The organism is Pseudomonas sediminis, assembly GCF_002741105.1.
Lineage (GTDB): Bacteria > Pseudomonadota > Gammaproteobacteria > Pseudomonadales > Pseudomonadaceae > Aquipseudomonas > Aquipseudomonas sediminis.
In genome coordinates this window covers 14,064-27,703 of record NZ_NIQU01000010.1, presented here as the reverse complement: position 1 = coordinate 27,703, position 13,640 = coordinate 14,064, and the positions used below count along the sequence as shown (strand labels likewise).

Genomic DNA, 13,640 nt, shown 5'->3' with positions numbered 1-13,640 from the left:
GTGCTACGCAAGATCTTGGTGCTGCTTGAGTGCGGCGTGCTACTGGCTGCGCTGCTAGTCGTGGGGGCCGCCTGGCAGCAGCAGAGAGCGCTGGAACAGCCTCTGCATCTGACTGAGGAAATGCTTCTGGAGGTGCCGTCCGGCGCCACTCCGAGCGGCCTGCTCAATCGTCTGGAGGCGGATGGCGTGATCGACAACGCCTTCTGGCTGCGTCTGTACTGGCGCTTCAATCTGCGTGCTCCGGCCATGCACAGCGGTGAATATCGACTGCTTCCGCAGCAGACGGCGCGAGACATGCTCGGCCTGTGGCAGCGTGGCGAGGTGGTGCAGTACAGCCTGACCCTGGTCGAGGGCTGGAACTTCCGCCAGGTGCGCGCCGCCTTGGGCCGGCAGGAGCGCCTGGAGCAGCGTCTGGCCGATCTCAGCGATGTCCAGTTGATGGAGCGCCTGGGCCTGGCCGGGCAGAACCCCGAGGGGCGTTTCTTTCCTGACACCTATCGCTATGTACGCGGCATGAGCGACGAGGACCTGCTCAAGCAGGCCAACGCACGCCTCGAAAGCGTATTGGCCGAGGAGTGGAAGAAGCGTGCCGAGGGCTTGCCCTATCGCGAGCCCTATGACGCGCTGATCATGGCCTCGATGATCGAGAAGGAAACCGGCGTGCCCGAGGAGCGCGGCGAGATCGCCGGTGTGTTCGTTCGTCGTCTGCGCATGGGCATGCGTCTGCAGACCGACCCAACGGTTATCTATGGCATGGGCGAGCGCTATAACGGGCGTATCACTCGTGCTGATCTGCGTACACCGACGCCCTACAACACTTACACCATCGACGGCATGCCGCCGACGCCCATCGCCATGGTCGGCCGTGAGGCGATCAACGCCGCGCTCAACCCGCTCGATGGCACCACGCTGTATTTCGTCGCGCGAGGCGACGGTAGCCATGTGTTCTCCAACACCTTGGCCGAGCACAATCGCGCGGTGCGCGAATATCAGCTCAAGCGTCGCGCCGACTACCGCTCCAGCCCCGCGCCGCGCGCGGCGGCCGAAACTGAATAAGGGCAATCCGTGACCGGTCTGTTTATTACCCTGGAAGGCCCGGAAGGCGCCGGCAAAAGCACCAACCGCGAGTACCTGGCCGAGCGCCTGCGCGAGCGCGGCATTAACGTGTTGTTGACCCGTGAGCCCGGCGGTACGCCGCTGGCCGAGCGCATCCGCGAATTGCTGCTCGATCCTAGCGATGAGCCGATGGCGGTCGATACCGAATTGCTGCTGGTGTTCGCCGCCCGCGCCCAGCACCTGCAGCAGGTCATTCGTCCGGCTCTGGCCAAAGGTAGCGTGGTGCTGTGCGACCGTTTCACCGATGCTACTTACGCCTACCAGGGCGGCGGCCGGGGTCTTTCCATCGAGCGCATCGCGCAACTGGAACAGTTCGTCCAGGGTGAGCTGCGTCCTGACCTGACGCTGATCTTCGATCTGCCGGTCGAGGTTGGTTTGGCTCGCGCTGCGGCTCGCGGTCGCCTGGATCGTTTCGAGCAGGAAGGCCGTGGCTTCTTCGAGGCCGTACGCCAGGCCTATCTGCAGCGCGCCGAGCAGTCGCCGCAACGCTATCGGGTGCTGGATGCCGGGCAGACCCTGATGCAGGTGCAAGCCGATATCGATGCCTTGCTGCCGAGCCTGCTGGAGGCTTGCCGTGGCTGAGGTCTATCCCTGGCAGCAAACGCTTTGGCAGCAACTGGCCGGGCGCACGCAACATGCTCATGCCTATCTGCTGCATGGCCCGGCCGGGATAGGCAAGCGTGCATTGGCTGAGCGTCTCATGGCGCGCCTGTTGTGCCAGAGTCCGAACGGGCTAGATGCCTGTGGCAACTGTAAATCCTGTCATCTGTTGGCCGCCGGTACTCACCCGGACAACTACGTGCTGGAGCCGGAAGAGGCGGACAAGCCGATCAAGGTCGATCAGGTGCGTGAGCTGGTCGATTTCGTAGTGCAGACCGCGCAGCTGGGTGGGCGCAAAGTGGTGCTGCTGGAGCCGGCCGAGGCGATGAACCTCAACGCCGCCAACGCGCTGCTGAAAAGCCTGGAAGAGCCGTCCGGCAATACCGTGCTGCTGCTCATCAGTCACCAGCCAAGCCGCTTGTTGCCGACCATCAAGAGTCGCTGCGTGCAGCAGGCCTGCCCCTTACCGAGCGAGGCGATGAGCCTGGCCTGGCTGGCCCAGGCATTGCCCGAACTGGGTGACGATGAGCGCGCCGACCTGCTGACGCTCGCAGCGGGTTCGCCGCTGGCCGCCGTGCGCCTGCAGGCTCAGGGCGTGCGCGAACAGCGTGCCCAGGCCGTGGAGGGTGTGAAGAAACTGCTCAAGCAGCAGATATCGCCCAGCCAACTGGCCGAAAGCTGGAACTCACTGCCGCTGAATCTGCTGTTCGACTGGTTCTGCGACTGGGCTCAGCTGATGTTGCGCTACCAACTGACCAAGGACGAGGAAGGCCTCGGCCAGGCCGATATGCGCAAGGTGGTGCAATACCTGGCGGACAAGAGCGCGCAGGCCAAGGTATTGGCCATTCAGGAATGGCTGCTCGCGCAGCGGCAGAAGGTGATGGGCAAAGCCAACCTCAACCGTGTGCTGCTGCTCGAAGCGCTGCTGGTGCAATGGGCGTCACTGCCTGGGCAGGATCGCGGCTGAGCAGCGTCATGGCAGGATTCGGCAGGGCGTCACATTCTGCCGGCTGCCTGCCACCTGGTTGTTTGCGCATGAGTATGGTCAGGCCCTAGAATCAGGCATTAAGCAATAAACGCCAGGAATGTGCTGATGAGCCTGCCACCCAATCTGGGTCCCCGTAACGGAATTCTGTCCCTGACCATCAAGGACAAGTCCGTGCTGTACGCGGCCTACATGCCTTTCATCAAGAATGGCGGCCTCTTCATTCCCACCAACAAGAGCTACAAGCTCGGTGACGAAGTGTTCATGCTGCTCAACCTGATGGATGAGCCGGAGAAGATTCCGGTTGCCGGCAAGGTGGTGTGGATCACCCCGAAAGGCGCGCAGGGCAACCGTGCTGCCGGTGTCGGCGTGCAGTTCAACGACGGTGATAACACTGCGCGCAACAAGATCGAAACCTACCTCGCTGGCGCGCTGAAGTCCGACCGCCCGACCCATACGATGTAAGCCTTCTGACCGCGAACTCGCATCGTCGCGGCTAAAGCCCCTCCCACGTGACCAGGCATCCGCTGCTTTCGATTACAATTCGGGCTTTCCCTTTGCCCGAGTTTTCCCGCTGTGCTGATCGACTCCCATTGTCACCTTGATCGTCTCGACCTCGCTGCCCATGGCGGTTCGCTGGATGCTGCCCTGGACGCGGCGCGCGCTGCAGGTGTGGGCCACTTTCTGTGCATCGGCATCAGCGCCGACAACGCCGCCACGGTCAAGGGCCTGGCTGAGCGTTATGACGATGTCGATTGCTCGGTGGGCGTGCATCCGTTGGATCTGGAACCGGGGGCAGAACCCGCATTGGACTGGCTGCTGGGCGAGCTGGCGCATCCGAAGGTGGTCGCCATTGGCGAAACCGGCCTGGATTACCACTATGAGCCGGAGTCTGCTGCGCTGCAGCAGGCCTCCTTTCGTTTGCATCTGGAGGCCGCACGCATTACCGGAAAGCCGGTGATCGTGCATACCCGCGAGGCCCGCGCCGATACCCTGGCGCTACTGCGTGAAGCGGCGTTGCCACAGGCTGGCGTGCTGCATTGCTTCACCGAAGACTGGGATATGGCCAAGGCCGCGCTGGATATCGGTTTTTATATTTCCCTGTCGGGTATCGTCACCTTCCGCAATGCCGAGGCGTTGCGCGAAGTGGCGCGCCAGGTGCCGGTTGATCGTCTGCTGGTGGAAACCGATTCGCCATATCTCGCGCCCGTGCCGCATCGCGGTAAGCCCAACCTGCCGCAATACGTGCGAGAGGTGGCCGAGTACCTGGCGGTGCTGCGTGGGGTGAGCTACGAGGCCCTGGCTGAGCAGACCTCGAACAACTTCAAGCGTTTGTTCCCGTTGGCTGGTGTGGCTGACGCATAACAGCCCGTAGGGGCGCCGCGCGCACCAGGCGATGTGAGGTGTTGCAGCCATGGTGGGTTACGCCGCACCCAGATCCAGCGAAGCAGTCGGCGACCGTGACAGGCGGCTCACCCACCCTACGGGAACGGCGATTCGCTGAGCAAAAAAAACCCGGACTCTGGGGGATGAATCCGGGTCAAGACCATTAGGAGTAAATCAAGGTACGCGGTCCACGGTACCTTGGCTGGCGGGGCACTTGGGGGGAGATGCCGCGCACCAGTAAATTTCAGTATTGGCCATGATCAGCGAGCGTCCAGGCAAAAGCCTGAGTTTTTTAAACGGATTTGGAATACCGCGGGCGCTGCTGAGTCCTCACCCTTTTGCCAGCTGGGTTAGCAGGCCCAAGGTCTCTTCGATAACCTGCTCGCTGGTGTAGAAATGCGGCGACAGGCGGACGCCTGGCCCGCGTTGTACACAGATCACCTGTTCCTCGCGCAAGCGCTGATACAGCGCCGGATTGTCCCAGCCCGCCAGGCTGAAACTGAGAATACCGGCACGACGCGCAGGCTCGAGCGGGCTATGGATCACTGCACCAGGCAATTCGCGAATACCATCGTTCAGGCGCTGAACCCGCTCTCCCACCAGCGCGCCGATCCGCTCCATGCCCACTTCCTCGAGCAGCGACAGGCTCGCCTCCAGGGCGAAGGCGCCGAGCATGTTCGGGCTGCCGCATTCGAAGCGCCGTGCACTGCGGGCCGGCTGCCAGTCCTGGCGGGTGTAGTCGCCGGCGTGCTCTAGCATGTGCCAGCCGTATTCGTGCAGTTTCAGCTGGTCGCGCACCGCACTTCGGCAATAGAACACCCCCAGGCCCTCCGGACCGAGCATCCATTTGTGGCCGTCGGCCATGGCGAAGTCGCAGTCGTAGGCTTGGACGTCGAAGGGCAGGGCGCCCAGTTGCTGGATGGCATCAATGCAGAACAGCACGCCATGCTGGCGGCAGCCGTGGCCTAAGCGCGGCAGATCGAGACGCAGGCCGCTAGCGAACTGCACGGCGCTGATCGACAACAGGCGTGTACGCGGGGTGAAGGCGGCGAGCAAGGCTGCTTCCGGATCATCACTCTTGAGATTGACCTCGACTACCTCGACGCCCTGAGCCGCCAGTGCCAGCCAGACGATGCGGTTGGAAGGGAATTCCTCGTCGCTGATGATCACCTGGTCGCCGGCTCGCCAGTCCAGGCCGAAGGCCACGAAGGAGAGTGCCTCGGAGGTATTCTTGACCAGTGCAATATCACCGGTGCTTGGTGCGTTCATCAGGCGCGCAAGGCGTTCGCGTAGGCTGCGCTCAAGTTTAAGCCAGTCGGGATAGTCACGCGCGCCGCTGCTCACGTTCGCTTCCGAGAACCGTCGAACCGCTTCAGCACTGCGTTTCGGCCAGGGAGCGACCGCCGCATGGTTCAGATAGCGCAGTCCGTTTTCCAGGGGGAACTCATCATGAAACACGTACATGGTCGGATGATCCGTGCAATTTGGCCGCATTTGGGCATAATAAGCGGCTTCGATTTTTGACCCCGTAGTCCCTTTATGCAGAAAGAACCCCGTAAGGTCCGCGAATTCCGTCGCCGCGAGCAAGAAATTCTCGATACCGCGCTGAAACTCTTCCTCGAACAAGGAGAAGACAGCGTTACCGTCGAGATGATCGCTGATGCGGTCGGTATCGGCAAAGGCACTATCTACAAGCACTTCAAGTCCAAGGCGGAGATCTACCTGCGCCTGATGCTCGACTACGAGCGCGATCTCAACGAGCTGCTGCATTCGGCCGATGTGGATCGTGACAAGGAAGCGCTGTCGCGTGCGTACTTCGAATTCCGCATGCGCGATCCGCAACGCTATCGCCTGTTCGACCGCCTCGAAGAGAAGGTGGTCAAGGGCAATCAAGTGCCGGAAATGGTCGAGCAGTTGCACAAGATCCGTGCTTCCAACTTCGAGCGTCTGACCCAGCTGATCAAGGGCCGCATCGCCGAAGGCAAGCTGGAAGACGTGCCGCCATACTTCCACTACTGCGCCGCCTGGGCCCTGGTGCATGGCGCCGTGGCGCTGTACCACTCGCCGTTCTGGAGCAATGTGCTCGAGGATCAGGAAGGCTTCTTCCAGTTCCTCATGGATATCGGCGTGCGCATGGGTAACAAGCGCAAGCGCGACGCCTGACGCCTGGCATGTCGGCCACGGGACTGTGCCGTGGCCGACATAGCGATATACTCCGGCTCTTAACGAACTGGAGCTCCCAATGATCGTCGACCGCCAGGGCAGACGCTTCCGCAACCTTCGCGTCAGCCTGACCGCTGCCTGCAACTACGCCTGCACCTACTGTGTGCCGAACGGCAAGCGTCTGGTCGCCGCTCAGGACGAACTCTCCGCCGACGCCATGGCGCGTGGCGTCGCTTACCTGATCGAAGCCGCTGGCATCGAGCGCTTGCGCATTACCGGTGGTGAGCCCCTGGTCAGCACGCGCCTGGAGCCTTTCCTGCGCCAGGTCAGCCAACTCGGCCTCGACGATATCAGCCTCACCACCAACGGCCAGTTGCTCGAGCGCAAGCTGCCGCTGCTGGTCGAATGCGGTATCCGCCGTCTCAATGTTTCCCTCGATACCCTCGACGCCGACGCCTTCCGCAGCATCGCCCGCGGCGGCGACCTGGCCACCGTGTTGGCTGGCATGGAAGCGGCGCGCGAAGCCGGGATGAAAATCAAGGTCAACATGGTGCCGCTGCGTGGGCAGAACCTCGACCAGGTGCTGCCACTGCTGGAGTACTGCCTGGAGCGTGGTTTCGAGCTGCGCTTCATCGAACTGATGCGCATGGGCCATCTGGCGCGCGACCCCAATGCCTTCAACCAGCAATTCGTCGGTCTGCCGGAGCTGCTGGAGCTGATTGGCAGCCGTCACCAGTACGTGCAGGCCAGCGCTCCGGTGGATGCCACGGCGATGCGCTATGCCATTCCCGGCGCCGGTCATTTCGGCGTGATCGCCAACGAAAGCGTGCCGTTCTGCCGTACCTGCTCGCGCCTGCGCCTGTCCTCCACCGGCTGGCTGCATGGCTGCCTGTCGTCGAGCAACCGCCACTTCGTTGGTGACCTGCTGGACAAACCGCGTCACCAGGCCCTGCCAGCGCTGCAGCGTCTGCTGGTCAAGGCACTCGGCGACAAGCAGGACCTGGCCTTCTCCGGCGGCGTCACAGTGATGAAGATCATCGGCGGCTAGTGGGCCGATCACGGTAGGGTGCGCCATGCGCACCGCCGGCAGTGCTGCAGGGTGAGCTTTAGCCCACGATCCATTCTCGAGCCCCGTCCCACGTGAGTTAAACGCAACCTGAGCGGCATGCAACGGTTGCAGGTCGAGGCCCAGAGTGGCTCGGCAGTCACTCCAGGCCCGGATAAACTGCCGGGGCGCCAACCAACCGAGTGACTGCCTGCATGCCCGCCACCTTTCCCATCGCTTACATCGAGCCAGTGTTTCGCCCGCCGAGTGAGGCGCAGTCGCTGATTCTGCCGGTCACCAACGGCTGCTCCTGGAACCAGTGCACCTTCTGCGAGATGTACACCGCGCCGCAGAAGAAATTCCGCGCCCGCGATGAGGCGCAGGTGCTGGAGGAGATTCGTCGTGCGGGTGAGCAACTGATCGTCAACCGGGTATTCCTCGCCGACGGCGATGCGCTGGTGCTGCCGACTCGGCGCCTGCTGGCCATCCTGCAAGCCATTCGCGAATACATGCCTGAAGTGCGTCGGGTCTCGAGCTATTGCCTGCCGCGCAACCTGCGCAAGAAATCGGTGGAGGAGCTCAAGGAGCTGGCCGATGCCGGTTTGAAAATGGCCTATGTCGGCTGCGAGTCCGGTGATGACGAGGTGCTGGCGCGGGTCAACAAAGGTGAAACCTTCGAGTCCAGCCTTAGCGCTCTGGACAAGCTTGGCCAGGCCGGCATCACCCGCTCCGTGATGATTCTCAACGGGCTCGGTGGTCAGGTACTCAGCGATCAGCATGCAGACAACTCGGCGCGCCTGATGAACGAGGCCGAACCTGAGTATCTCTCCACTCTGGTGGTCAGTTTCCCCATGGGTGAGGCTCGCTTTCGCGAGCAATTCGCCGATTACCAGCCGCTGACGCAACTGCAGCTATTCGGTGAGGTTGAGCGCTTGCTGCAGGGGCTCGAACTGCAGCAAACAATATTTCGCAGTGATCACGCGTCCAACTACCTGGTGCTCAAGGGCAACCTGGGGCGTGACAAAGTACGTCTGCTGGCGCAGGTGCGTGAGGCTATCGAGCGACCGCAACAGGCCAATCTGCGTCAGGAGTGGCAGCGCGGGCTTTGACGAGGCTGGCGCAGAACCTGCATCTATCCCTTATCCGCCGGTTTTCCGTCACCGGCACGAGGAGGATGGATTCATGCGTAACCTGCTTCTACTGGTGGCGCTGCTGGGCCTGACCGGGTGCATGAAGGTCAGTGATCTGGCCAGTGGCGCCGAGTACCACCTGCGCGATGCCGGGTTTCTCGATCACGGTCGCACCGAGCGCATGGCCTCGCGGCGCCTGCAGCAGGACTCCTTCATCTACATCGCCCAGGGCCATTTCGTGCCGCCGGGCCACGGCTATCCGCGGCCAAACGTAGTGGCCGAGGAGGCCTTCAAGGGCTTCGTCGAATACTTCCCGCTGGTGCGCCGCGCACGTGAGCCGGCAGGCCTGGACGAAGCCATGGCCGAAGCCCGTGCCGCCGGCGCGCATTATCTGCTGTACAGCCGTTTTGCCTACAGCGACGACCGTATCGGCACCCTGGAGGAGTGGGAAGACCAGGAGGCTGTGGATCGCCTTGGTACCGACCGCGCCTCGATCCAGCTGATGCTGATCGAAACCAACACGCGCTACCTGGTGGACACCGCACGGATTCGCAGCCGTGGCGGATTCCTGACGTTTTACGACGCCCAGCCGCAGGACCTGATCGGCCCGCCGCTGCATGACTATGCGCGCAGCCTGTTGGGTGTGGGGCGCTAAGAATAGGGACAATCGGCGCGCTGCTCTTGTGGGAGGGGCTTTAGCCGCGACAGGTGGCACGGTGTATCCTCGTCCGTTCGAATCGAACTGGACGAGGAAAGGCCATGAGCGATCCAGGCAAGGCGGGCGATCTGCTGGCGCAGATCCCCAAGGGTGAAGGCAAGGGCTTGCCCCCCGTGCACCTGTGGAATCCGGATTTTTGTGGCGATATCGACATGCGCATCGCCCGCGATGGCACCTGGTATTACCTGGGCACGCCCATCGGCCGCAAACCCATGGTGCGGCTGTTTTCCACGATCATTCGCCGTGACGGCGACGACTACTTCCTGATCACGCCGGTGGAGAAGGTCGGCATCCAGGTCGAGGATGCGCCCTTCGTCGCCGTGACCCTGCAGGTCGAAGGCGAGGGGGAAGCGCAGGTGCTGCGTTTCACCACCAACGTCGAGGACGAGGTGGTCGCAGGCGGCGAGCATCCTATCCGTGTCGAGATCGACCCTGCGACACTCGAACCCTCGCCCTACATTCTGGTGCGGCGTAACCTCGAGGCGCTGATTCACCGCAACGTGTTCTATCAGCTGGTGGAACTGGCGGTGGAGCGCGAGGTCGACGGAGAACCCTGGTTGGGTGTGTGGAGCGCTGGGGTGTTCTATCCCATCGGGCCTTCTCCGGCCTGAACGGGCGATGCGCAAGCGGCGCTGGCGCACCCCATGGATTTGACAGGAGACGCATATGGATGAGCACCGCATCGAAACCGAACGGCTGACGCTGCGCCCACCGCAGCTACAGGATGCCGACGAGGTTCAGCGCCTGGCGGGTGATTTTCGTATTGCCGATGTCACCAGCAGTATTCCCCATCCCTATCCGGCCGAGCTGGCGCAGCAGTGGATCGAGCGCTGCGCGCAGGATTGGGCCAGTGGCACGGCAGCCAACTTCATCATCACCGAGTCGGCCAGTGGCACGCTGGTCGGGAGCATGGTGCTCAAGGATATTGGCCGAGGCGAGGCCGAGGTGGGCTACTGGATCGGCGTGCCTTACTGGAGCCGTGGCTACGCCAGTGAGGCCTGCAATGCCCTGGTGGAATTTGCCTTCCGCCAGCTTCGTTTGCGCCGGCTGCACGCCAGCCACCTGGCGCGCAACCCGCAATCCGGCCGGGTGCTGTTCAAGGCCGGCTTCCGTCACTTGGGCCTGGGCCACAGCCGGTGCGGCGCCCAGGGCAAGGTCGAGCCGGTCGAGCTCTACGAGCGGGTTTCCGGCGAGTGACCTGAACGGCCCTCAACGCACCCGATCGCGACTCTGCACCGCCAGGTCCAGCGCTTTCTGCATATCCAGCCGCGCCGAGCGGCCCACGTCCTTGTCACTCATCTTGTAGTTGCGCTCCGATGGCAGGATCGGCGCGGTCAGGTCTTCGGCGTCCATCGGTTCGAAGTCGTAATCACCGCCGATGGTCATGGCGCTGCGCCGTAGCAGCATGCGTACCTGTTCCGGCTGCAGGCGCGGATTGATCGACAGCATGGCGGCGACCACGCCAGTGACCAGGGGCGTGGCGTAGGAGGTGCCACAATGCACATCGCCGGTTGCATCGACCTCTTGGGTGGAAGCGCGGGCACAGGCGGCGGCGGTGATATCGACGCGCATGTCGACGTTCGATGAGTCGCGTTTGACCACGTAGGTCGGGTCGTCGATTTCGGCCTCTTTTTCCTTGCTGCGCTGATGCCCGCCGACCACCAGCAACTGCTCGGTAATGAACGAGGAGGGCAGGCGGTACTCGTCCCGGCCGGAGAAGGACGAACCGTTGCCGGCGGAGTTGATCACAAGCACGTCCGGGTGTTCCTCGCGCAGCCAGAGAAAGAACTCCTCCAGCAATTCTTCGTAGCCGCTCATGGCGATGCCGGAGCGCACCAGCGAATCGATCTCGTCGCCTTCGACGTTGCGCGTGCCGACGCGGTGGATGCCCCAGCTCCAATTGAGTACGCGTACGCCGTCTTCCACCAGATTCACCGAGGCGGCGATGTTGGCGGTGATGCCGGCGTCCGAGTTGCGCTCGACGATCACCTCGAAGCCCTGGCTGGCTTTGTCCAGCCCGCGCAGGAAGCCGGTGTTGCCGCCTTTGTCCCAGTGCGCAGCGAGGATGCCGGCCACGGTGCTGCCGTGGTTGTCCGGCTCGTCGGCATCACGCGCATAGACGCAGGTGCGCGGTTTGCCATCGGGACAGGCGCCGAGGTAATCGGCGAAGTCGGGTGCGTCGAAATCGACGTTGCGCTCGATCACGCCGACGCGAATCGGCTCGGCTTCGATGGGCGTTTCCCCCGCCGGGATGCGCCGCTGGTAATAGTTGACCGCATCCATGAAGCGGTTCGCGGCCCATTCCTCGGAGTTCTTTTCCGGTTTATGTGCCGACTTGCGGGCGGCCTCGCTTTCTTCGCCACGCTCCGGTGCGCTTTCTTCCACCACCACAGCATCGACGCTGACTTCGTTGCCGATACGTAGCACCAGCGCATCACGCTCGGTGAGGTTCTTTACCGGCAGGCGCAGTTGGTAGACGTTCAGCGGTGGGATGGCGCCGACCACCTTGGCGTCGTACTTCTTCGCCAGGCGCTTGGCCTCATCGAGGCCGTCGTGGCTTTCCTCGATCAGCAGGCTGACCAGGTCGACATAGGTGGTCAGGCCGTCCCTGTTCTTCGCCACTTCATCCGGGCCGGCAGCGAGCACATGGCTGCGGTGCAGCGACAGCCACACCGGATTGCTGGCGCGCGAGTCGTCCTCCAGCCACAGCGGTGCGCTGCGATGTTTGTCGCTGCTCAGTTGCAGACGTAGACCATCGCCCGTGCGCTTGACCGCCGAAGCGGGCAGGGTGTCGTCGCCGAGGTGCAGCGTGGGCAGCTTCGCGCCAAGGCCACGCACTTGCATGCACCAGTCCTGCTTTTCACTGGCGAGCAGGTCGCCGCAGCGTTGCAGGCTCTGGATGCGCAACGGCTCCTGCGCCTCGGCAAGAGGGCTGAGCAGGGCCACGACGAAAGCGGAAAGGAGGGCGCGGTTGGGCAGCATGGGGTAGGGTTTCCTTGACGATTGTCCTGCATTTCCGACTGCGGCAGCCGCGCATCGTTCAGCGTCAGGTGCGCGCATGGCGCCTGGTGTCGAGGCATATTGGCCACAACTGTAATGTGAATATGGTTATAGTATTACGTTTCATTTAGGCCTTATTCGAAGCCCCCCATGCCCTTCAATCGTCTGCTCTCGATCGACGCCCTGCGCGGTCTGGTCATCCTCTTCATGTTGCTCGATCACGTTCGCGAAACCTTCTACCTGCACCAGCAGGTCGGCGACCCGATGGACGTGACCGCCACCGAGCCTGCGCTGTTCTTCAGCCGTACCTTGGCGCATCTGTGCGCGCCGGTATTCATCCTGCTCACCGGGCTTTCGGCGTTTCTCTATGGCGAGAAGCAGATGAGCCGGGCGGCGACCAGCGCTTTTCTGTTCAAGCGCGGGCTGTTCCTCGTCGTGCTGGAGTTCACCCTGGTCAATTTCGCCTGGACCTTCCAGTTCCCGCCCACGGTGATCTACCTGCAGGTGATCTGGGTCATCGGCCTGAGCATGCTGGCGCTCGCTGCGCTTCTATGGCTGCCGCGCACGCTGTTGTCCTTGCTGGGTCTGGCGTTGGTGGCGGGGCACAATCTGCTCGATGGGCTGCACTTCGGCCCAGAGTCGGCGCTGCACATGCCTTGGGCGATCCTGCATGACCGCGGCTGGCTCGAGTTTTCCGACACGTTACGCCTGCGCACGTCGTATCCGGTGCTGCCGTGGATCGGGGTGATCGCCCTGGGTTATGTGATCGGCCCGTGGTTTCGCGGCGCGAGCGCGCCCGAGCAGCGCCTGCAATGGCTGCGCCGCGTCGGTTTTGCTGCGCTGGCGCTGTTCGTCCTGCTGCGCCTGCTCAACGGCTATGGCGAGAAGCCCTGGGCCGTGGAAGAAACCGCGCTGCAAACGCTGATGGGCCTGTTCAATATCACCAAATACCCACCGTCGCTGCTGTTCCTGGCGCTGACGCTGGGCATCGGCCTGCTGTTGCTGGCTGCCTTCGAGCGTCGCAACGACGAGCGCCTGGTGCGTACCCTGGCGGTATTCGGCAGTGCGCCGATGTTCTTCTACCTGCTGCACCTGTATGTGCTGAAGTTGCTCTATATCACCGCCCTGGCTATCTGGGGCGCGAACCAGGGGCACTACTTCGGCTTCGATTCGATGGGGTGGGTCTGGGCTACGACCGTGCTGCTGGCGTTGGTGCTGTTTCCACCCACGCAGTGGTTCGCGCGGTTCAAGGCGCGGCGTCGCGATATTCGCTGGCTGAAGTACCTCTAGGAACCTCTGTCGTAGGGTGCGCCGCGCGCACCGGGGCAAGCCGCAACCACACCGGCGCCGATACTCATCCCCTTGAACGCAAAAAGGCCAGGGTTCGTCCCTGGCCTTTTCATTGATGATTTGCGCCGTGTACAACCGATGTTGTCGAGGTGCCCTGGCGGTGCGCACGGCGCACCCTACGTTCGCTGGTCACACCATGTTGTGCGT

At 62.9% G+C, this 13,640-nt stretch carries 14 protein-coding genes; 12 read left to right on the top strand and 2 right to left on the bottom strand.

Annotated features, from left to right (window positions below):
• The 5 genes from mltG to CDO35_RS20215 all read left to right on the top strand — a co-directional run bounded on the left by mltG (nt 1) and on the right by CDO35_RS20215 (nt 4,066).
• Nucleotides 1–1,056 carry an endolytic transglycosylase MltG gene (gene mltG / locus CDO35_RS20235; RefSeq protein ID WP_099526409.1) on the top strand — a complete coding sequence of 352 codons (1,056 nt, stop codon included), beginning with the start codon at nt 1–3 and terminating at the stop codon, nt 1,054–1,056.
• A 9-nt stretch (nt 1,057–1,065) separates the two neighbouring features.
• Nucleotides 1,066–1,698 carry a dTMP kinase gene (gene tmk, locus CDO35_RS20230; RefSeq protein ID WP_099526408.1) on the top strand — a complete coding sequence of 211 codons (633 nt, stop codon included), beginning with the start codon at nt 1,066–1,068 and terminating at the stop codon, nt 1,696–1,698.
• Nucleotides 1,691–2,683 (top strand): DNA polymerase III subunit delta', encoded by a 993-nt coding sequence (locus CDO35_RS20225; protein ID WP_099526407.1) that lies wholly within the window; start codon nt 1,691–1,693, stop codon nt 2,681–2,683. Before tmk ends, CDO35_RS20225 begins: the two co-directional genes overlap by 8 nt.
• 126 nt (nt 2,684–2,809) lie before the next feature.
• Nucleotides 2,810–3,166, top strand: coding sequence for a PilZ domain-containing protein (locus CDO35_RS20220; protein WP_003245164.1), 357 nt, complete (start codon nt 2,810–2,812; stop codon nt 3,164–3,166).
• A 111-nt stretch (nt 3,167–3,277) separates the two neighbouring features.
• Nucleotides 3,278–4,066 carry a TatD family hydrolase gene (locus CDO35_RS20215; protein ID WP_099526406.1) on the top strand — a complete coding sequence of 263 codons (789 nt, stop codon included), beginning with the start codon at nt 3,278–3,280 and terminating at the stop codon, nt 4,064–4,066.
• A 351-nt stretch (nt 4,067–4,417) separates the two neighbouring features.
• Here the strand turns inward: CDO35_RS20215 and CDO35_RS20210 are convergent, their stop codons facing one another.
• Nucleotides 4,418–5,551 (bottom strand): aminotransferase class V-fold PLP-dependent enzyme, encoded by a 1,134-nt coding sequence (locus tag CDO35_RS20210; protein ID WP_099526405.1) that lies wholly within the window; start codon nt 5,549–5,551, stop codon nt 4,418–4,420.
• Nucleotides 5,552–5,626: 75 nt separating this feature from the next.
• Between CDO35_RS20210 and CDO35_RS20205 the strand changes: the two genes are divergently transcribed.
• The 6 genes from CDO35_RS20205 (at nt 5,627) to CDO35_RS20180 (ending at nt 10,340) form a co-directional block, all read left to right on the top strand.
• Nucleotides 5,627–6,250, top strand: coding sequence for a TetR/AcrR family transcriptional regulator (locus CDO35_RS20205; protein WP_003461933.1), 624 nt, complete (start codon nt 5,627–5,629; stop codon nt 6,248–6,250).
• Between the two features lie 79 nt (nt 6,251–6,329).
• Complete coding sequence (locus CDO35_RS20200) at nt 6,330–7,298, top strand: GTP 3',8-cyclase MoaA (RefSeq protein WP_017677598.1); 969 nt, start codon at nt 6,330–6,332, stop codon at nt 7,296–7,298.
• Between the two features lie 212 nt (nt 7,299–7,510).
• On the top strand, nt 7,511–8,404 hold the full coding sequence (locus tag CDO35_RS20195) for a radical SAM protein (RefSeq protein WP_099526404.1): 894 nt from the start codon (nt 7,511–7,513) through the stop codon (nt 8,402–8,404).
• 73 nt (nt 8,405–8,477) lie between these two features.
• Nucleotides 8,478–9,080, top strand: a complete 603-nt coding sequence (locus tag CDO35_RS20190; protein WP_099526403.1) for a DUF4823 domain-containing protein — start codon at nt 8,478–8,480, stop codon at nt 9,078–9,080.
• A 104-nt stretch (nt 9,081–9,184) separates the two neighbouring features.
• The gene (locus CDO35_RS20185) at nt 9,185–9,754 is read left to right on the top strand and encodes a DUF1285 domain-containing protein (protein WP_099526402.1); all 570 of its coding nucleotides are present in this window, start codon (nt 9,185–9,187) and stop codon (nt 9,752–9,754) included.
• A gap of 55 nt (nt 9,755–9,809) precedes the next feature.
• Complete coding sequence (locus CDO35_RS20180) at nt 9,810–10,340, top strand: GNAT family N-acetyltransferase (protein ID WP_099526401.1); 531 nt, start codon at nt 9,810–9,812, stop codon at nt 10,338–10,340.
• A 12-nt stretch (nt 10,341–10,352) separates the two neighbouring features.
• Here the strand turns inward: CDO35_RS20180 and CDO35_RS20175 are convergent, their stop codons facing one another.
• Nucleotides 10,353–12,125, bottom strand: a complete 1,773-nt coding sequence (locus CDO35_RS20175; protein ID WP_099526400.1) for a S8/S53 family peptidase — start codon at nt 12,123–12,125, stop codon at nt 10,353–10,355.
• Nucleotides 12,126–12,293: 168 nt separating this feature from the next.
• Here CDO35_RS20175 and CDO35_RS20170 point away from each other — a divergent pair, with 168 nt between their 5' ends.
• Nucleotides 12,294–13,433 (top strand): acetyltransferase domain-containing protein, encoded by a 1,140-nt coding sequence (locus CDO35_RS20170; protein WP_099526399.1) that lies wholly within the window; start codon nt 12,294–12,296, stop codon nt 13,431–13,433.
• Nucleotides 13,434–13,640 lie beyond the last annotated feature (207 nt).